This is a genomic window from Providencia stuartii (assembly GCF_029277985.1).
Taxonomy (GTDB): domain Bacteria; phylum Pseudomonadota; class Gammaproteobacteria; order Enterobacterales; family Enterobacteriaceae; genus Providencia; species Providencia zhejiangensis.
In genome coordinates, this window is the sequence record NZ_CP119546.1 from 3629226 (window position 1) to 3650132 (window position 20907).

The 20907-nt window shown below is 38.5% G+C and carries 21 protein-coding genes; 3 read left to right on the top strand and 18 right to left on the bottom strand.

From position 1 onward, the window contains the following. Window positions 1-8: 8 nt before the first annotated feature. From P2E05_RS16350 to P2E05_RS16385, 8 genes are all read right to left on the bottom strand, one after another. The gene (locus tag P2E05_RS16350) at window positions 9-533 is read right to left on the bottom strand and encodes a fimbrial protein (protein WP_276122907.1); all 525 of its coding nucleotides are present in this window, start codon (window positions 531-533) and stop codon (window positions 9-11) included. After that, window positions 533-1090, bottom strand: a complete 558-nt coding sequence (locus tag P2E05_RS16355) for a fimbrial protein (protein ID WP_276122908.1) — start codon at window positions 1088-1090, stop codon at window positions 533-535. Before P2E05_RS16355 ends, P2E05_RS16350 begins: the two co-directional genes overlap by 1 nt. A gap of 10 nt (window positions 1091-1100) precedes the next feature. Beyond that, a complete protein-coding gene (locus P2E05_RS16360) occupies window positions 1101-1733 on the bottom strand; it encodes a fimbrial protein (protein ID WP_272667626.1) in 633 nt (210 codons plus the stop codon). Window positions 1734-1777: 44 nt separating this feature from the next. Then, entirely contained in the window at window positions 1778-2518 is a 741-nt protein-coding gene (locus P2E05_RS16365; RefSeq protein WP_163862914.1) for a fimbria/pilus periplasmic chaperone, read from the bottom strand. A gap of 79 nt (window positions 2519-2597) precedes the next feature. Next, complete coding sequence (locus P2E05_RS16370; protein WP_276122909.1) at window positions 2598-5150, bottom strand: outer membrane usher protein; 2553 nt, start codon at window positions 5148-5150, stop codon at window positions 2598-2600. 37 nt (window positions 5151-5187) lie between these two features. After that, window positions 5188-5733: a fimbrial protein gene (locus P2E05_RS16375; RefSeq protein WP_154622313.1), complete on the bottom strand. Its 546-nt coding sequence runs from the start codon at window positions 5731-5733 to the stop codon at window positions 5188-5190. Window positions 5734-5794: 61 nt separating this feature from the next. Further along, entirely contained in the window at window positions 5795-6319 is a 525-nt protein-coding gene (locus tag P2E05_RS16380) for a fimbrial protein (protein ID WP_276122910.1), read from the bottom strand. Between the two features lie 207 nt (window positions 6320-6526). Then, the gene (locus tag P2E05_RS16385; protein ID WP_196713600.1) at window positions 6527-6886 is read right to left on the bottom strand and encodes a helix-turn-helix domain-containing protein; all 360 of its coding nucleotides are present in this window, start codon (window positions 6884-6886) and stop codon (window positions 6527-6529) included. A gap of 658 nt (window positions 6887-7544) precedes the next feature. Between P2E05_RS16385 and P2E05_RS16390 the strand changes: the two genes are divergently transcribed. The 3 genes from P2E05_RS16390 to P2E05_RS16400 all read left to right on the top strand — a co-directional run bounded on the left by P2E05_RS16390 (window position 7545) and on the right by P2E05_RS16400 (window position 11175). Continuing rightward, window positions 7545-8729, top strand: coding sequence for an FKBP-type peptidyl-prolyl cis-trans isomerase N-terminal domain-containing protein (locus P2E05_RS16390; protein ID WP_276122911.1), 1185 nt, complete (start codon window positions 7545-7547; stop codon window positions 8727-8729). A gap of 14 nt (window positions 8730-8743) precedes the next feature. Continuing rightward, entirely contained in the window at window positions 8744-9769 is a 1026-nt protein-coding gene (locus P2E05_RS16395; RefSeq protein WP_276122912.1) for a tetratricopeptide repeat protein, read from the top strand. 218 nt (window positions 9770-9987) lie between these two features. Beyond that, on the top strand, window positions 9988-11175 hold the full coding sequence (locus P2E05_RS16400; RefSeq protein ID WP_154622581.1) for an MFS transporter: 1188 nt from the start codon (window positions 9988-9990) through the stop codon (window positions 11173-11175). A 1538-nt stretch (window positions 11176-12713) separates the two neighbouring features. Here the strand turns inward: P2E05_RS16400 and P2E05_RS16405 are convergent. From P2E05_RS16405 to ureE, 10 genes are all read right to left on the bottom strand, one after another. After that, complete coding sequence (locus P2E05_RS16405; protein ID WP_196713603.1) at window positions 12714-13112, bottom strand: CrcB family protein; 399 nt, start codon at window positions 13110-13112, stop codon at window positions 12714-12716. An 11-nt stretch (window positions 13113-13123) separates the two neighbouring features. Then, window positions 13124-13504 carry a fluoride efflux transporter CrcB gene (crcB, locus tag P2E05_RS16410; RefSeq protein ID WP_154622752.1) on the bottom strand — a complete coding sequence of 127 codons (381 nt, stop codon included), beginning with the start codon at window positions 13502-13504 and terminating at the stop codon, window positions 13124-13126. Between the two features lie 45 nt (window positions 13505-13549). Further along, the gene (locus tag P2E05_RS16415; RefSeq protein WP_163862927.1) at window positions 13550-14146 is read right to left on the bottom strand and encodes an ATP-binding cassette domain-containing protein; all 597 of its coding nucleotides are present in this window, start codon (window positions 14144-14146) and stop codon (window positions 13550-13552) included. Between the two features lie 34 nt (window positions 14147-14180). Continuing rightward, a complete protein-coding gene (locus P2E05_RS16420; protein WP_251464659.1) occupies window positions 14181-15416 on the bottom strand; it encodes an SLC13 family permease in 1236 nt (411 codons plus the stop codon). A 102-nt stretch (window positions 15417-15518) separates the two neighbouring features. Next, window positions 15519-16694 carry an ion channel gene (locus tag P2E05_RS16425; RefSeq protein ID WP_163862931.1) on the bottom strand — a complete coding sequence of 392 codons (1176 nt, stop codon included), beginning with the start codon at window positions 16692-16694 and terminating at the stop codon, window positions 15519-15521. Between the two features lie 28 nt (window positions 16695-16722). Continuing rightward, complete coding sequence (gene yut, locus P2E05_RS16430; RefSeq protein ID WP_163862933.1) at window positions 16723-17718, bottom strand: urea transporter; 996 nt, start codon at window positions 17716-17718, stop codon at window positions 16723-16725. A 109-nt stretch (window positions 17719-17827) separates the two neighbouring features. Then, window positions 17828-18793, bottom strand: a complete 966-nt coding sequence (locus P2E05_RS16435; protein ID WP_163862935.1) for an urease accessory protein UreD — start codon at window positions 18791-18793, stop codon at window positions 17828-17830. Between the two features lie 2 nt (window positions 18794-18795). Continuing rightward, window positions 18796-19428, bottom strand: coding sequence for an urease accessory protein UreG (gene ureG, locus P2E05_RS16440; RefSeq protein WP_053110480.1), 633 nt, complete (start codon window positions 19426-19428; stop codon window positions 18796-18798). Window positions 19429-19459: 31 nt separating this feature from the next. Then, on the bottom strand, window positions 19460-20146 hold the full coding sequence (locus P2E05_RS16445) for an urease accessory protein UreF (protein WP_196713607.1): 687 nt from the start codon (window positions 20144-20146) through the stop codon (window positions 19460-19462). A gap of 26 nt (window positions 20147-20172) precedes the next feature. Continuing rightward, complete coding sequence (gene ureE, locus P2E05_RS16450) at window positions 20173-20835, bottom strand: urease accessory protein UreE (protein ID WP_251464661.1); 663 nt, start codon at window positions 20833-20835, stop codon at window positions 20173-20175. Between the last annotated feature and the right edge of the window lie 72 nt (window positions 20836-20907).

A 20907-nucleotide genomic window follows, 5' to 3' on the forward strand; every position in this document is an offset into this window, starting at 1 on the left:
TCAGCTCCTTAGGGATACAACATTTGAACTGTTGCCGATGCAGTAAAATCACCTTCAAATAAAGTTATCTTAGGGTCGCGAACAGGAACGGCATATAAAGGTAATGTTGCGGTTCCATTGCTAGACATCTTTATTGGAGAGCCCGTATTAGGCGCAATGACAACGCCTTCATGATAAAGACGGATACCTAATCCATTGATGCTTGTTCTTAACGCTTTATTATCAAAAGAAGCAATAAAAGGACTCATATATTGCAAATAGAGTGGGACTGAATTACCTAATTCAGGCCCACAACTTAAAGTTAAAGTAAAATCCTGTTGGTAGTTAACACCATCAATTTTAGTAATACCGATTTCACCAAAATCAACCTTAATTGGCTGGTTAGGCCCTTTAGGGCCAGCGACATCACAAGGCGGATTTTCAATTAAATTTCCTGAAAAATTAACTTCAACCGCCTGCGCGGTACTAAATGTCAATAATGCTACACCGCCAAGTAATCCTAATACCCTATTCTTAGAACTCTGAATGAACATTATTGATACTCCACGCTTAGTGTGCCAGTAGCCGTAAATTCACCACCACGAATTCCCCCTGCATCACTAGATACAGGAACCGCCATTAATGTTGGCTTTGTTTTATAATTAAAAGGAAACCAATCCGTTAATTTTAATTGTTGACCATTTGCCGTTATTTTAATCGCTAGGTTATTGTCAGTTGTTTTTAATTTCCCTGCTTCCTTAAAGGTACTATTTGGTACCGACTGAGCATCCGCACCTATAAATTGGATTTTTAACGCAGGGTTATCTGCCGCATCTTCACAATCTAATTGATATTCAATTGGTGTAGCGCCATATGCTATACCATCAATATTCCTAATCACTAAATCAGGGAAAGTCACTGTAATAGGGCCATTCTTTCCCCCATTACCATAAATATCGCAGGTTTTTTCAACAACAGTCACTTTTACTTGAATAGTAAAAACTTCAGCGCTACTTTGCCCACTCACTAGCAATAATCCCCCCGAAATCATTGCTGTAAGTAATGATTTCACTGGCCTGTAGCCTACTATTTTTTTTGTGATAGAATTCATCTTCCGCCCCTTACTCATAAATCATTTCAAAGGCGATCAATGCTGAATACGCACCCGGTTCTAATGGCCCAGTCGTTCTGACCGGGGTCACATAATAGGTCAGTTTATCTTGTCCAGAAGCTAGCAATATAGGGTTACTTTCTTGACCTAATGGCAAGGTTTGACCTTGGCTATCACTAAGCACTAAGCCTATGCCTTGTGCGCCATTCACTCGCGCATAGTTCGGCATAAACGGAACCGTGGGGGCTAAAAAACGCACTTTCACCGCTGGTTGTGTTGAACTCCAAGCCGTTTGCCCTGTTTGGACGTTTTCTAGTGACGTTGGTGTTTCTAAACAATCCAGTAACTCAATTTGAAAGGGGATAGGACGGCCTTGCCCCCCCGTACCTTTAAAATCCGCCGTTTCAGCGTTGCCGAGTAAGACAGATTGATAACTTGAAGTCATTGCTAATCGGCATGGGCTTTCAGTCAATGAACCAGACACATAGAGCACACCATGTTGACCATCGGTATTCCAATTATCGACAGGACGGTACAAAGCACGGTTATTATCATCTGCAAATGCAGATAAGCTACTTGCCCCGGCAAATAAGCAAGCTAAAAGGCTGTTGCGAATATGCTGAGTCAATTTTTGTTGAGTCATGGTTCTCTCCTTTCCATTCATGCCGACAGGCCTGAGATAATCGATTATTTTGTTTCAGTAACAACCTGACAGCTTGATGCCTGACAACGGAAATTCAGCTCTGGACGACCACCGTAATCATTGATATACGTCAGTACCGGTGAGTTACCCAGCTTACTAGCACTTACCCCGAGATTTTCACTCGCAAAAGGCGCAACCATCACTGGCGTAAAATCTTTTGCGTCGGATTTTGCGGTTGCGCCAGCATTAATAATGGTGACGTAGTAAGGCGTTGGGTTCTTCAACATCACCGTTTCACCCTGTTTTTCTAAAGTGAGTTTATCTTGCGCTGGTGCGGCATTTTTCTCAGGAATAATGGCTTTTGGGCGATAAAACAACTTCACTCGAGTTTGTAAAGCAATTTGCAATGTGTTCGGCTTATCGCTTTTGGGTGGAATTTCACGCAAGTTAAAGTAAAACAAACTCTCACGGTCATTAGGCAGCATATTGGCTGCTGGCAATGCTTCAATTTTGACTTGGCTTGATTTACCGGGCTCTAAGCGTTGAACAGGCGGTAATACCACCAGTGGTGAGTTGATTTTTTCGCCTTCTGCGTTTTCCATCCAGCCTTGTGCCAAATAAGGCAGCTGTTTATTGTTATTGGAAATATTTAATGAGATGGATTTTTGACCGCCATCATAAATGACGCGGGTGCGATCCATTGATACCGCTGCATGTGCAACCGAAGAACACAGAACAAGACCCGTTAAACTTGCAACAACACTGAGTTGAGTTATCTTTTTCATGCTGTAGTAACCTATTTTTTGTTGCTCGGTTAATCTTCCGAGCAACCTATTTACATTAAAAACCGATTGTTAATCACACTTAACGTTGCGTAATTTCTTGAGGCTGAGTACTCGCAGCCACAATAGGGACACAAGGTAATAACAGCGCTTGTTCAAGTGAGCCTAACTGTGCAGGGAAAGTCACTTTACAGGCCTTATTTTCGCCCCATGTCACCGTCATCGCATCCCCTGGATTTATACCGCTGATATAAGCACTACCCGCATCCCCGACAATGCCTGTATTTTGGTCTTTGGCATTTTTTACCTGCGCACCAAACGGTGGATGTGAACCATCAGTCAAACTTAGAATCGTCATGGCTTTCTGACCTGATACCACCTCAAAGCGGCGGAAGCCAACCGCTCCTTCGGTCATAGTAGCTTGTACCACGGACTGCTGGGCATCCACGTCATCCGGCAACGCGTTCAAATCAATCTGTGCTTTACTGCGGTAATAGCTGTTCACATCACCGACCACGGCTTTACCAAACATGTTCGAGCTAACGGGTGCACCGAAACCTTTAACGGGAACATCTGCAACACCGTCGGTATCAACGACCATGCGTGTTCCCCCCATGTTGTTCACACGGTGGAACCCGCCCCCTTCAGCTGTCATAGTAAATCCACCTGAAGCGGACAAACCAAATGAGCTATATTGACCATGTTGGTAGCTGGCGTTTGCACTAACACGCGCACTGTCAGCTTGATGATTGACAAACGCACTGGTTGAAGCCCCGTAACGGCTACTCCCCGCACTGACCTGATAAGTAGTACGATCATCGATACGATCATAATAGGTAGCACGGTTAGTGGTATCATTACGGCTGGTATTCAGTGAGTAACCGACGCTCCCACTATTTCCCCAAGGGAATGACAGTGATAAGTAGGCACTGTCGTCATTAACACCGTTATACACACTGCGGTTTGCTGATAAGTTAATGCTGATATTTTTAATCGAGCCGATATCCATATACTTCGAGAGCATCACACTGTAATAATCATTACTTGGACGATCCCAATAGGTTTGGTGGTTATAGTTGGCATACAGAGACACCCCCGCGTCACGGAAGTTTTTGTTAACGGAGATCGTATACAGCTCTTTACTTCCGCCGTAACGTACGCCGGTTTCTTTCGCATTCAAGTAATCTGACATTGACATAAAGTCACGTTCAGAGAAGCGATAGCCCGCAAACTGCACTTGGCTATCGTACTGTTCAAAACGCTTTGAATAGTTAACACGGTATGAACCACCACTAATGGTGCTTTCACCCGGTAAACGTGCAAAAGACTGCGTTACGTCAAAAGAGACGGCACCAAAGGCCAGTAAGTCACGTCCGATACCTGCTGATAAGGCATTATAGTTTTGACTATTTAAGCTCCCACCAAACAGTGACCAACCGTTGTTGACACCCCAAGAGAACTCCCCTGTTAAGAAGCTATTCCCTTGACTATGGCGGTCATAATTAGTTGGCTGCCCCAGCGCTAACTTATACTGAATTTGCCCCGGACGAGTCAGATACGGTAGGTTTGCCGTATCAACTTGAAATTCTTGAACTGAGCCATCTTCTTCTTTAATCGTGACATCAAGTTTACCGTTGATAGCATCACTCAGGTCTTGGATCCTAAATGGCCCAGGCGCAACTTGCGTTTCATACAATACACGACCTTGCTGGCTCACCGTGACGGTTGCGTTAGTCTTAGCAATACCTGTGACTTCAGGTGCATAACCACGTAAACTAGGTGGGATCATATTGTTATCTGAACGTAAGCTAGCCCCCGTAAACCGGAAGCTATCAAACATGTTCGATTCTAAATAATCTTCACCCAGCGTTAATTTAGCTCGTAATGTTGGCACCGCGCGATAAGCGTAGAAACGGTTCCATTGGAAATCTTTATCTGTTCCTGCGTTTTTACCATTTTGATGGCTTAAACGGCCTTGCCAATCTGCACGCAAGCGCCATGCACCTGCGTTAATCCCCACAACGCCATTACCATTCACTTGATAACTGTTGTTACCACCTTTACGGTAAGAGTTATTTGCATTGGCATTGATACTGTAATCAGCCAGAATCGCTGGAATACCATCATCCCAACGCGAGGGAGGATCCCAATTAGGTGCCGTATACTCCATATAGGCTTGTGGAATACTGACATACAGTGATGACGTTGCGAGATCACCGCGGATCTGCATGCCTGGTAGACTTTCAGGGTTTAAACACTGCCCATCATGCCACCACGTTAACTCTTTTAGCGATGAAGAGGTCAAAGCAAGTTGATTAATATATTCAGGCGCTAAACAGGCTACACTGCCTTCCGGATCATTCTCGGGAACATAAAATGGCACACTGATTTCAGGTAATGTTTCATCATTCACTTTCAGTGTTAATGAATAAGTTCCTGGCATAATATGACCAGCGCGCGCAAACTGATTTAAATCAATGTTACTTTTGTCTTCGAGGTCTAATACATCGGTATTAAATTGAATAGCTTCTGCCGCTATAACAGGTAAAGCGACCCCGTGAAGCGCCATCGCAATAATCACGCTCAACAAGCGAGGCTTTGGTAAACAAGCATTGAACAAAGACATAAGTAACATCCCTAAAATTCAGTATCAGGAAGAATCAGCATTTTTATTAGTAGTAGTCGAGCTTAAAACGAATCGCTGTCTGGTATTCTCCTGGACGGAGCGGCGTTTCATCTGATACCAGTCTTAAACCATAATTAAGAATATAATTACCGGGTTTGATATCTTGTTTTGCTGTCGCTAAACCAGGTCTAACTATCTGTCCTGACGCATCTTGCAATGATAGAGCGACACCTTTTGCTGCACCTGAAACGCTGAACCATTCACCATTTGCAGGACCATCAAAAGTGACAGAAAAAGTTTGCCAATTGTCGCCATCTTGGGGAGTTAATTGACAACCAATCAAGGTGATCGAAAAAGGCTGTATAGGTCCATGTCCAACTTGGCGTAACAAACCAATTGGTAAAATACCCATATCAATAGATTGCTCATAAGAGCCTGTATCAATGGCACAAGCGGTATCAACGATGCTACCTTGCATACTCACCTTACCCCAAAGTTCCCCTGGAGCCGCATGTACAGGCATTGCGCCTAATGCACTAACCGACAATAGTGCTGCCTTTAACAGTCCTGTTCGCTTCACGATCACCTCCATTACTGAATAAGTCATGAAGTGCAAAAGCACTTCATGACGTACATACCTTAATTTTTAAAAATTAGTTGTATGCTAAAGTAAAGTTAGTCACCGCAGAGAAGTTACCTGGAACAACTGTTGCACCAGCAAGGCCTTTCAGAGCAGCTTGGAATTTCAGTTCGTTGCTACCTTGAACATAGTTTTGAGTGCTACCAGCGTTAACATTGATTTGTGCGCTAGAAGAGTTCATGATTTTGACAGCTGCACCCGCTGCATCACCAGTGATTTGCAGTAAACCCGTGTTTGCTGCTTCGCCATCAACGGCTTCTGTACCCGCGAAAGTGATAGTTACTTGGTTATTTTTTTCCAAGTTACAACCTTCCAATTTGATAGAGAAAGGTTGCGCTGAAGATTCACCACCCGCAGCCAAAGTGACATTAGAAACTTGGCCCAGTTCAACAGTCTGGTTTTCTTCACCTGGCGCGATTGAGCAAGGTGCTTCGATGATTGAACCGTTAAACGTTACAGTACCTGAGCCTGCATCAACAGCTAAAGCCGATGCACTCATTGCGCCAGAAATCAGGGTTGCTAAAATAATCTTTTTCATATTGGTTACGCCTTTACGATGAACACTAAAAAGAGCAAGCTATTAATAAGCTCACTTGGTTAAATAATTAATGGTATTTATTTTTAATAAATAAAAACAAATAGAATACTTTCTGAGAACAGAAAGTATTTTCTTTATTCTCAGTTAAATTTAAAACTTTAAATAACTCAATATTCTTCAGTGAAATATTAATCGACTACGTTAGCATTAGCCGACTAAATTATTCATCTTTGCTGACAGAGCATTCTCACCTTTATAGTAAGGAGCTGGAGGCAAAAATAAATTAATATAATGAGAACTGACATTCTTTTCCATATCATTAATATTAAGATAAACCGAACTGAAGAAATTACTTAAACTACAATCTAACTCATGTAAAATAACAAAGAGAGTATCAACATTAATATTGCAGACCCCTCTTTCATACCGAGATATTTGCTGCTGAGAGACATTTAATTTTTCAGCTAACTGTTTACCCGTCAACCCTCGCTTCTTCCTTAAGCGAAATATCTCTTTTCCTACCGCAGTCATAAAAATACTTTTTGACACTTCTTGTTCCACTATCATATTAGGCTCCCAATTCCTGATACAACTAACTTCATTTATTAAAGCCCGCTTGTACGAAAATGTTTATTGCCTCGCTTTGTTGCAAATAAATTTACTTTACCTGCCACATAAAATCAAACAAGCCAATATCTATCAAGCAGTTATTGATATAAGCTAAATATCCAAATAACGAGTAATCAGAGCACAAAAAATCACATTCCCCTGATACATTCAACATTCTTATTAAGAAGGTACAAATTAGCCCAGAGCTTTATCTTGAAAAAATCCCAAAAAGATTGTTAAATAGATAAATAATTCTGAAATTTACACTTTTTCAGACGTTAAGTAATAACACCTAGATATGATAATGTGAAAAAATTTTATTTCGATAATTAAAATAAAGCAAATCCATTAAAATCAAATGGTTATATGACAGCCTGCTTTTTATGTTTCCTTCTTTTTTGGATATTATATTTTGTAATATCTGTAATACAATTTTAATAACACTAATTATTCAACATTAAATGAGATAGAAAACTTATTTTTATTGAACATTTATTTTTTTATTTATATTCTGATAGAATCCTTCTTAATTAAGAAAAATTATCATTAATACCTAATCCACTTTGGAAAAGTCATCATTAAGTGAAGGTGGCTTACTTATTTTCGAGATCTTATTATGAATAAAATCATTCACTATATCGCTTATTTGTCGATAACCTCATCAAGTTTTATCTTTTCACATTCTCTATCAGCAAATGAAAATCAACTTCCTGGGTTATTAAAGTTTGCTAATGAGTATGAAGAAAAAAAACGGTTGAACGGTATTAAGGAGAACCAACCTTATGATGATGAAGAAAGTGGAATTCAATTACCTCAACTAAAACTGAAGATACTCAACCAGAAAATTCAGGCATTAAGTATTAATGAGAGACAGTATAAAATACGAATTCAACAACAAGAGAAAGAGCTATTACAAGCTAAGATGAATAAAATTAATGATGACTTATCAATTTTATTGAACAAGCAAAATATGCAACTAAAGTTACAACAACAAGAAAAACTACAGTCTCAAATAGAAGAATCTCTAAATAAATCCAAAAATGACAATCTCAATTTGAGCAACAATATAAAATTATTAAGTCAAAGACTCGAAGAATCAGAAAAAGCACAAAAAATAGCAATCGAACAAGCGCTATCTCTCAAACAACCCATAGCGGTTGAAAAATTAAAAGGCAGTGAAGCTTTAAAACAAGCTTATGCTGCCGGTATTGCTATTGGCCAAGATGCAATGACTATCCATAAAGAGAATCAATCTTTTGGTCAAGATATGGATAAAAAAGCATATTTAGCCGGTATTACCGATGCTATTGAGGGTCGCTCTTTACTTTCACCAACCGAATTACAGACAGCATTAATTGCCTCTAATTCAGCAGTCACAAAAAATCGTGATGCTAAAAAAGAAGAACAAACTAAACTGGCAAAAAACTTTTTATCTAATTGGTCAAAACAAAAAGGCGTTGTTTCTGACCCGCTAGGCTATTCCTATAAAATTAACTATGTAGGGCAAGGTAAAATTCAAGAAAACGATACCGTTAGTATTGTTGTAAAAGAGTCATTATTAGATGGTACCGTGGTAAGTGACATGGATTTACAAGACAAATCACTAACACTTCCTTTAGACAATTATCCTCCTCTCTTCCAATCAGCAATTAAGCATTTACAAAATCATGGGGAAATCACTTTTATTGTCCCACCTGAATTAGCCTATGGTGATGAAGGTTATCCACCGGCAGTACCGCCTGGAGCATCCATTATGTATACCTTACGTATTGCCGATATAAAACCGACAACAGCACGTTAATATCAGAAATGGCTATGAGAATATCAATCTTAATTTTTTCTATAATAGTTTCAGTTTTGGTTGTAGGTTATGGTGATAATACCTCTCCTGAAAGTTCACAATCAGCCGAAACAGCGTCACCTTCTATTGATGCCAAAAACAGCTTTATGGAAGGCCTAGCCTATTATAACGCTGATCCCCCTAATTACTCACAGGCTGCCAAATATTTTAAACAAGCCGCCGAACATGGTAACCAAGACGCCCAACTTTATTTAGCCGCATTATTTGAATCAGGATTAGGTGTAGAACAATCATGGTCAGAAGCAGTCCATTGGTTTAAAGAAGCCGCTATACAAGGTAACTTACCCGCCCAATATCAATTAGGTTTGATTTATGAAAAGGGGGAAGGAGTCGAGAAATCACGTAGCCAAGCATTGTATTGGCTGACTCTTGCTGCTGAGCAAGGGGACCCAGATGCACAGCACCAATTAGGTTGGCTATATATGGAAGAAAATGAAAGCAATCAAACTTCACAACAATCTGCCATGAAATGGTTTAAAGCCGCCGCTGAGCAAGGGCATGCATCCGCACAAAATATGCTAGGCTGGTTATATGAAAATGGTGCAGATGGGCAACCGAATATCAGTGAAGCATTAAAATGGTATCAAGCAGCGGCAAACCAAGATAATCCATATGCATTAAATAACCTAGGGTGGTTTTATTGGGAAGGTAAATCAGGGATCACTGATAAAGAAAAAGCATTGAACTACTTTATTCAGGCCGCAGAGTTAGGTGATAAAGATGCACAATTAAACCTTGGCTTAATTTATTATCAAGGTGATGGGATTCCTGCTTCAATTGAAAAAGCTCAAAAATGGTTTATGCGCTCAGCAGAGCAAGGTAATGTTTATGCACAATATAATTTAGGGTGGTTAATGCAAAAAGGTGAAGTAGAAAATGCTTCACCCTATGCCGCACGCTACTATTTTGAGCTGGCTTGTAAGGGGGGTTTAGAAAAAGCTTGTTTAGAATTGGAAAGGCAAAGCTCTACCCATTTTTAGAATCTATAGCCGTGAGTTTAAATGGGCTCACGGTCTCCCTCTTTCTACATTGATTCCGTTTACTTCTTATACCTACTCCGTATATCACCATAAAATCCTAATATTCGTTCTTTAGAATGATAGTCATTATCCGTAATTTCACACTAAAATCGACCATGATTTAACCTTTATTTAACAAATATCATAAAATAATATTCATTATTGACCGAGGTGCTAATATGAGCGAATCGCTGCACACACAAGATGTCAATGCTCCACCTTCTACCGTTGTTCTAAAATCCTCATTAAGCTTATTGCTTGCGATTATTATTTTTTCCGCTATTGCACCCGGTATTCTAATGACGGCTCCCGCTGTTGCAGCACAACTGGGCTTACAATGGCATTTATCTGCTGACAAAATCGGTTATTTATTTTCAGCAGAGCTAGGTGCAATGAGCTTTGCCACTATTCCCGCATGGTATTGGATCAACCGCATTAGCTGGCAAAAAATAGCGATTATCTCCGCAATCATTTTTATTATTGGTAACTTAATTTCTGCATTCGCAACCACCTACACCGTTTTACTGATTATTCGTTTTATTGCATCATTTGCAGGTGGAACGCTGATGATCTTATGCATATCAAGCGCTGGCAAAACAGAAAACCCAAGCCGAATGTATGCTTTTTGGGTACTTGGACAACTCGCATTAGGGACTATAGGTCTGCTTGTTTTACCACCTTTATTTGAACTATACGGGCTACGTATTGTTTACTTTATACTTGCGGCTTGTATGCTCCTTTCTTTTCCTCTTATTCGTGCATTTCCCAATGTCATAATGAGCGAAGAGCAACATCAATCAACACCCGTCAATTTAAAAAGTACATTCGCGAATAAAGCGATCGCCATTTTAGCCGTATTGATTTTTTATATTTTTTTGAGCCAAGTTTGGACCTTTATAGGCGTGTTTGGTCAGAACAGTGGATTAAATGCTGAAGAAAATGGCCAAGTTTTGGCAATTGCGACGATTTTGGGCATGATTGGAGCAATTATTGCGGCTGTTATTTCTACCCGCTTTAAAACCAGCAAATTAGTTTTGCTAGGGTATGCACTATTAGTGATAAGCGTTCTTCTATTAATTGCCTCACCGACTGTAGTACGATTTGTCATAGCCGCGCTATTATTTAAATTCACGTGGACATTTGTACTCCCATTTATTATGGGGGCGGTATCTCAGCTAGATACCAGCGGTAGGTTAATGAACAACATGAATTTAGTCATTGGTGGAGGGATGGCGATTGGGCCTGCTATTGGTGGATATATAATAGCGAACTCGACAAACATGATGCCATTTATCAGTTTTGCTATCTTATGTATTCTATGTTCATTGGTTTTAGCTGCTTATTTTATGGTGCGTTCAAAGCCATGACATTTAAATAAATGACATAAGGACTTAGGTATTAGCCTCCTAAATATCAAAGTCCTTAATAATAAAGAATAAAATACCAAATTAGATATTCAATAGATCGAGAACACGGCTATTCTCTGATGACTCTATATAATATCAATCTCACAAAACCACGAATGCGGCTAGTCAGGAGATAGACGAATATTCAGTTTTATCAGCCGTATAAAGTACTTTAATAACTTTTTGATAAATCATACTTCAGCTGAGAATATCAGGTTATTTTAATAGGTTATACCTATTAAAATATTTCGTTTACCTAAATGTAACTCAGTATTATATGATGCTAGATACCGTTTACTTAAAGAAAATAAATGACATTATTTCCCTTAAGTCCTCATCAGATTAATGACCGATAGATAGACCATCAAGATAACAGATTTTAATGCACAAAGATTTTCACTAAAAAAAAACCATTTCTACAACACAAATATACAGTAACCAAAAGTTAATAAATAATTGTGATTGTAGAAATAGTAATATAGACAAAAAATTAAACTTAAGAATATAGTATCGCTATTAAAGCTAAACCTGGGAGGAACAAGCTATTTATACAGCGAGTATAATCTAAATTTAACCAACATATTTAAATCGTCGTTACACCTAATTCGTGTTCAATATTATTCTAGCACTTTCAAAATTTCAATACTGAAAAGGTGCCTAATTCAATATATAAATTTAAAAAACACATCAAATAAAAAAATCAAAAACCAATAAAATCAACGCATTAAACAAAATCAAATAATAAAAAAAGCAATAAAAGCAGGCCTTAACGCAAATAAAAAAGTGCCATTTAAGACTAATCCCAACAAAATAGATAAAAAAACAGTAGAAAAACCCAATAAAAACTCAACCAGAAAAATTTACAGCATTAAAATTATAAAAAAACACAATAAAAAATTAAAGAAAGCCAGATAACAATAAAAATACAGATTTAAAACCCAAAACACAATTTTTTTTAGATTACTGGTGAGTTTTTATAGAACCATTTATCAAAAATAAACAGCAAAATTAAATCTAACTTATATTATTTATAAGTTAGATTTGATATTTAAATTAGCTCTAAAGTTAAAAAATTGATTTTTAAGAAAAGGAAATGGATAGCTATAGAAGCTACGAGAATAAAAATGATAATCTCAATATTATTTTTCTATATAACGATAAAATGATTACTCTGGCAAGTACAGTCGCTTAGTCCATATAACAAACCATGCATTTAACTAATATTATCCCTTACTCAAATACCAATAGCTAAAGGTGCCACTAGCAAAACACAATTTAGGAACTGAGAGCCTATTATTTGGCTTTTAGATGATAGTTTAATCAATTTTCTTTTCTCATGGTTAGGCAACAATAAAATAGCCTGAATTTAATGGAGATATAGAGATCCCCATTAATGCACACTATATTGACTGAGATTCCTAACCATTGAGTCAGTCGCTAGGAATACTACACCTTAACAAAATTGCTGAAATTTGAAGTATGACGAGCATATACTAAAATCAAACACTATGATTAGGGCTGTTTCTGTATTGTTTGCTACCTAATATATAACCGAAATAAATAACCATAAATCCAACGACAACACTCAATATTAAATATACGACGCCAGTCCATACATATTGAGGATATTTTATTATCTCTACTGCACCGTACACAAAACTAGAAAATGTAGACAGCCCTCCCATCACGCCTGTGGCAAAAAAAGCATTCATTGATTGGCCAATGCGTTTACTGGTGAGTAGCCCTGCAACAATACCCAATAAAAACGAAGCACTAATATTGGCGATAAAGATATCTAAAGGGAACTGGTCTGCCATTTTCGGTACAGAAATCATTAATAGCTCGCGAAAAATTGCGCCAATAGCACCACCGATAAAAACTAAGATTGCAATATTCATATTCTTATCCTTTAGTTAATCAACCATGCGCCAAAAAACGCAGCAATCAGACCCGCAATAATTGACAGTAATAAATAAAGCAACGCTAACATTTTTTGTTTAGTTTGTGTCAGCTTTAACGCATCAAGCTGCATACTACTAAATGTTGTATAACCGCCTAATAGGCCAGTTAATATGGCTGATTGTAAGAATGAGCCATAACGGTCATCCCAATCTAACAAAAAATAACTGCTTAAAAAACCGATTATAAAAGCACCTGACACATTAATAATGAAGGTCGATAAAGGAAACTTACCGTGGTATTTTTCACCGACTAAACGCCCAATCCACCAGCGTAATAATGAACCGATTCCACCACCAGCACCGACTAACGCTATATCAAAAGCAACCATATTGAGTGCCCCAATTTATTTAATTTAAAATATCATTGTCATACTTCAAGTAGAGGATATTTCCCAAACTGACGTACATACCTTTTCTAATAACATTTTATTATGACTAAAAATAATCATTGCTAATGGCCTTTCTTGTGATAATTCAATCAGAAATTGCCAAATATCTTTTTGCAAATGCGCATCAAGCTGCGCGGTTATTTCATCGGCGATTAATACTTTAGTGCGGGGATCAAGTGCTCTTAATAGCGCAATACGTGCAAGTTCTCCGCCCGAAAGCTCACTCGGGCGTCTTTCTAACCATTCTGCTTTAATTGACAAACGTTCAAGATATTCCGCGACTGGTTCCCATGCATCATTGACACTCGAGCCAACCGTTCGGTATGGATTAAAACTTTTCTCTGGATGTTGAGGTACCAACTGTATTGGACAATAACCTGTTGCCGGTAATGGCTTACCTTCAAATAAAATTGAACCATTAGAGGGCGCTTGCCATTGCGCTAATACTCGACCTAACGTGGTTTTACCAAAACCACTTGGTGCAGAAAATCCTAAGCGCTCATTATTATGTAAGCAAAAAGAAAGGTCGCTCCATAGTGTATTCCCTCCCTGAGTGATACGTATATTTTTTACTTCTAACATCCCCCCTCCTCCTTACACTCAAAAGTAATCATTATTAGCTAAATAAGATCCGACCCGCTGCAATCGACATACAGATTAATGCAATAATACCGCCTGACTTTGTAAACTCTAAAAATGAAATTTTAATACCATGTTGGGCTGATTGATCGACAGCAATAATGCCTGCAAGGCTACCAAAAACAAAAATGTTACTTGAAAAACAGGCTCCAAAAATGAGTGCTGCACCGAGTGGGTCGGCATTACCATCTGGGGAGACGAATTGAATTAACAGCATCACAGTCGGTGTTGTACCAATAAAGATACTCATAATACTTGAGACCAAAAATAGCGTAATAGGGCTACTCAGGTCGATGCCTTTATTTAATAAATAATGCAAAATATCCTGCGGGACGCCGGTCTTAGCAAATGCGGCATTAATAATGAACAGCCCCATTATTAGCAGCAACAAGTCACCATTGACATGTTTTAGCATATCACTAGAGGCGATTTTCCTATTTAATAATAAAAAACAAGCCGCGGAGAGTGCAACTAACTCTCTAGGTAAGTCTGTAAACAAAAACGCAATAATCACAATGGCAATTACAATGGCTGCTTTGCCCGTTTCCCATTGATTAAATGGGATCACCGTATGTGTTTTAGGAGGTAACGCAGCTTTTTGGCTTTCAGGTAAATACCAATTTTTATGATAAAGTAAGCTAATGACACACCAAACGACAGGTAAAGAAAGCAATACAGGAATAGCGGTAATATGTAGCACTCCGATAAATGAAAGGTCTAAGCCTTGGGCGACTATCATATTTTTAGGACTACCAATCAATGAACCTGCCGCCCCATTGTTTGCTGCGAAACAAAAACCCAATAAAAATGGAATTGGGTTCAGTCCTCTTGCTAATGTGATTGAAATTAATAATGGCGTCATTGCCACAACCACCACATCATTAGTCAGTATCGACGCTAGCACAGCACCAACAATAATAAAGACAAGTAACAACTTTGGTGGACTAATTTTGAGGATAGCCATTTCATTCGCGACTTTATGATAAAAGCCAGAAACGGTGAATGAAGCCGATACCACCATCAACCCAAATAGTAATCCAACGGCTTGATAATCAATCGCATCCCAAGAAGCTCGCGGAGTAATAAAACCAAAACCAATCATTGCCAAGGCGCCTGCAACAGCCGCCCCCGTACGGTCAATTTTTATTCCTGGAAACGTGCCAAAGGCCATCGCGATATAAACAAGCACGAAAATAATAATAATTGAATCCATATTTAGCTCACCATTTTTATTCTTGTATTATTTCATTTGAACTAAAATAAAATAATGAGCTGTCGTCACTTCACAGCTCATAGTCATCTCTCTACTCATCTTCTAAGTATCTAGAATATTGTTCGAGAAAATAATACTTTCAATTATTTGGCTATTAATATTCTCACCAAAAATCATTTTAATTAATACTTCACTGCCTAATGACGACAAAGAGATCAACAGATCCGCGTGCAGTAATTTCAGATTTTCGTAGTTATTATCATCATTGACGACCATAACACTTTTAATATTGGCACCAACGATCTCTTTAGCCGCCAGCATGGCAATCGTGTTTTCGGCATCTAAATCTCCAAGTATAAACAATGCCTTAGCATCAGCTAAATTCACTTGGTTTAAACTTTTTTTATTGATTTGTGATGTCGTGATCACTGGAGCATTATCTGGATAATTGTTTTTGTGTTCTTCTTTACACAGCACCATGACATCTAAATCACGCTTTTTTAATCCATGGTAGGTGTTTAACGCTAAAGGGCTAGCACCGATAATGACATAATGATCTTTCATACGGAATAATCTCTTTTTGACAATCTCTTGTGTGCTCTTTGCAAACACGCCTAAAAAATAAACAATAGAAGTGGTAAAAATTGTAATACCTAATATCACAATAGAAATAGTAAATAATCTTGCCTCTACACTAATAGGAACAATATCCCCGAATCCTACCGTTGTCATACAAACCAGTGCAAAATAAAATGCAGAGGAGATATCGGTTATATGAGGTTGGAATTGGTCACCAAGATACAATGACCCAAATACGGAATATCCCAGTAAAGCAATCAAACTGACAAATGCAACAAAGCCAGCACCTGATAAGCTATGACGGTGAAATATTTTCCAATTTGCAATCAATGCAATTAATATCAGCAATGAGAGAGTTCCCGTTAATACATTTTCTCTTGCTAATAGCAAGTTAATGAGAACAAGAACAAACAGCATAAAGCAACTAAATACCCATCCTATTCTGATACCTAAATAAATAGGTAATGCCAAAATAATCAATACAACCCCGATAGCAAACCGAGGGATATCGAGCAGTTTAATAAAACCTAAGGATTGCAACCAATCAACAAAATTATGGTGTTGTGAGGATAAATTAATATTATATGATGATAAAATAGGGAGTATTATCAATAGCCCATCAAGCAAGATCAATAAAGCTAATGTTGTCCTTATTATCGTCATATTTTGAATGTATTTATAAATTGCATTCTTTTTCATATTGATATGACCTAAAATTATATTCTAATTATGACTGCCTATGCTCAGGCATAATATCTTGGTTCGGTACTAAAAATAGCCATGACGCTAATACAAAAGGCATCGTTAATGTCGGTATGCCAAATGGCTCCAAAATAATGTCTAATGCACCTTGAACAAAAACAGTAAAAATAACGCCAACGATGGCATAGGCTAATACTCGATAACTCGGCTTATTAAATGTTGAACCTAAAGCAATTGCCGTTAAAACGGCACTAAATGAATATAATCCAGTATGGATGCTAACAAAATCGCCTTTCAATAATATTGCAACAATAAATGCTAATAACGAACCAACAATGGCAAACACCGCCGCCCATATTGAGCTCACAGCAAGTCCAATAACAAAAATAATACCGACAATCACACTACTCAGTAAAAAGACTTCAGAAACGCCACGGAAAATATCAGCAACAATATCACTATGTGGAATACTACCAATTGGTTCAATAAATTGTTGAGGAAGTGCTGGTGCTGGTAAAGCAACACCTTTTATGCCTAAAAAACTATAACTTGCTAACAAGATAGTCCAAGAAACCAATACAAAAGGCGCAGTTAATGCCGCAACTTTCCAGTTTTTCAAGAAATCCATTAATGATATGGTCGCGATCACCGAAACAATACTACCTAAAACAATCGATAACCAAACAAAGGGGGTATTTTCTAAAAAGGTGGGTAAAGCCACCCCGACTAAACAACCATTATAACCATATAGCCCTGAGCGCAATGAGGCTGTATCCAGCTTGCTAATATAAGCGGTTAGCGTTGATACAACCGTACCAAGTAAACAACCAAAAGCCACTGCGGGCATACTTTCTAAAAATGCCCCGATAAAAATTGCGATAAAAAATAGCAGCCCAGTTAATGGGTTATTTTGAAACATCACTTGAGCACAGCCACGAAGTGTGACATCAATAAACTGTACTGTTATATTTTTATCAGCAAGCTGATTCCAAGCATTCTTATTTATTGTTGAAGTGTTCATCGTAATGTCCCTTCTAGTCCTTGGCATAGGGATAATTAAGATCGTTAATCAACGATCCTAATTATCATTATTTGACGAATTATCTTTGTAACTTAATAAGCTCGTAGGTTTAACGCCATAAAAAAGGCTCTTGTAAAGTTATTCCCAATATTTCTTCACGTGCTATTTGCCAGAAATATCTCACAGCCTCTTTCACTTTTGGACTATCAACACCCAATGCTTTAAAAATTAAACCACAATCATTCGGTAATTGAGTCGCCCCAAATGCAATATTGTTCTCTGTATCATAAATAGCTTCTAGGCGCTCTAAAATACGACTATGGTGAATTTTTGGCGTTAACAAAATAACATTACCGAACGTATCAAACTTATTCATCACCGCAGTAGTCATTAATTGTTCTTTTTTAGGCTCTAAAATATATTTCTCAACAAACAACTCTTTATTTGATGAAGACTCTGCTCTGATATGCGAAGAAAAAATATCAAAACCAAATTGCTCATCTTGGTGATGATATTTACGCCCCGACATCAATATTTCAGAATATATCATTGTCGCACTCGGATGAATATTAATCCGAGTATCAGTAATAAAACGTGAATTACGATGAGGTATAATGGGATCAGGTAAATACTCTAAATAACCATCTTCTTCAACGATAATATTTTGGAATTGTGTTGCATAATTTGCTTCCATCATATGCACTTTCGTTGCAGATTGTGTGGTTACATGAGCACATGCCCCCGTTTCAACAATGATATCTAGCGCTTGGCGGTCACCCTGCAATAGGCACCCTGACGTAGAAATCATGGTGACACAAGGTAACTGTGGCATCATTTCATCCCAATAGAGTGCTTTTTGCACCAAAGATGGAACACGACGTTCCATCTCTACGAGCTCGCTGCGATATTCGCCTTGTGCGAATCTTAGCTTGAGATAACCACTTTTACCCACCGCACCGCTTTGCATTTGTTTAGGCTCATCTTGATAGATGGCAAGTTCAGGTGCATTGTTACCGAGTGTATGTGCTTGAACACGTGATGGTGTATTTGCGATATCTGCCCTGAATTGAGTCATATTTAGCCCCTTGATGATTGATGGGTAAATAAGAATTTATCCATAATCATATCAACCAGTTCAACAACACCTTCTCCAGTTTTACAGTTAGTCATCACATACGGGCGATTACCACGAACCACTTTCGTGTCGTGCTCCATCACTTCAAGGCTCGCGCCAACGTAGGGGGCTAAGTCAATTTTGTTAATCACTAAAATATCAGCCTGTACTAAACCAGGACCATTTTTACGGGGAATTTTTTCGCCTTCAGCCACATCGATAACATAGATATAAAAGTCAGCCAATGCTGGACTAAAGGTCAATGTTAGGTTGTCACCACCACTTTCAATCATGATCACATCGCTATCAGGAAAACGCTCTTCCATATCTTCTACTGCGGCAATGTTCATACTTGGATCTTCACGAACCGCAGTATGTGGACATGCTCCGGTCTCGACACCTAAAATTTTCTCTTCGTCTAAAATTCCTTTTAAAGTACGTTTAACTTGTTTCGCATCTTCAGTGGTCACAATGTCATTAGTGATAATTAACGGTTTAACACCACGCTCAATGAGGATCGGAGTAATTACTTCAATAATTGCTGTTTTTCCTGAACCTACTGGTCCACCGATACCAATCCGAGTCATTTTTTTCATCATTATTCCTCAAAAATTTTTTAGTTAATCATCAGTTCATAAACAAGCGAACAAACGATTTTGTATGTACCGCTGCCAGCACATCAATCACTGGCACATACGAGGCCATTTGTTGAATATCGCCACATGCTGCAATGTCACAAAAAATGTCGATATCTTCATTCAATTCAAACAGAATATGTTGTGTTTCATAATGCGTAATACGCATCAAGCGCATCGCCGCACTCAAAATAGTCATGGCAATACCATATTGATGCATGACCACCACATCTCTTTCTGTTATCCCTTGAACCGCCATTACAATGGCTTGTGTCACTGGCTGAGTTCCTGGCGCTGTGCCGTTTTTTATTTGTTCTAGCCACCAAGCAACCTGCTGGTTTTCAAATATATGTACTGATATCTCAGCGAGTTTCTTTCCCATACGGGTAGTCATTATTCTCGCTTCTTCATTTAATTTACGATTGTGTACAGCCCAATCGATATTAATTAATGCCTCATTATCTTGTGCGATAACAGCTCTATGGGCAGCAACTACCGCAATACCATCAGAGCTTGCCGCGACATTGAGTGATGTACGGACAAATGACTTTAGCGTTTCTTTATCATGCACAACGCCTTTTTGTATTGCCGCCTCTACGCCATTCGAAAAGGTAAATGCACCGATAGGTAGCGCTGAGTCACCAAACTGCATTATCCTAATTAAATCAGATGCCTTCATACCATAATCCTTACCGGCAATGACCATTAATGCTTATGTGTATGGCTATGCCCATGATGGTGATGGTCGTGATCGTGGTCATGATCGTGGTCATGTGAGTGACTATGTGCATGTTCATGGATTTGACCAATTGCAACATGCACATGCGTATCAGTATCTTCTGCGCCACCGAATAATAAACGTGCTTCTGAATGAGTCAGTTTTGGTAAAATAGACTCACCTTTTACAAAGGCAAAGGTATCTGGAGAAAAACCATGGGTACGCATGACCGATTCCATGACTTTTTCACTTACGGTTAATGGCACATAAACTTGATTATCTTTTAAAACTGCTTTCCAGTGCTGGTTTCCTAACGCATGCCCCAGTTCAAAACTGACACGAATTTGCTCTTCAGCGCTGAGCGTTTGCAGACGCTGCAAATTAACCATCATCACGTCACGCAAAGAAATTTGCACAATAACCATCGTATTGGCAGCTTCATCAAATAAAATTACATCGCCATCAGAAAGCAAAACATTACGATCTAATGCTATACCGAGATCTAGGCCTTTTTCTGTATGTTTACGACAACGACTCTTCTGTGCTTCACGTTGGTCAAGTATCAAAACATCTAGCTGCGCTTTTTGACTTTTTTCTTGCCAAACTGGATCCTTTTTTACATTTCCAAGAATTTGTTCAATGATGATCATCGCATTACCTATTACGTTAATTCTGCCTGCTTAAAGCAGGCAGAAAGTAAAACAATCAAATTACGGGACGTG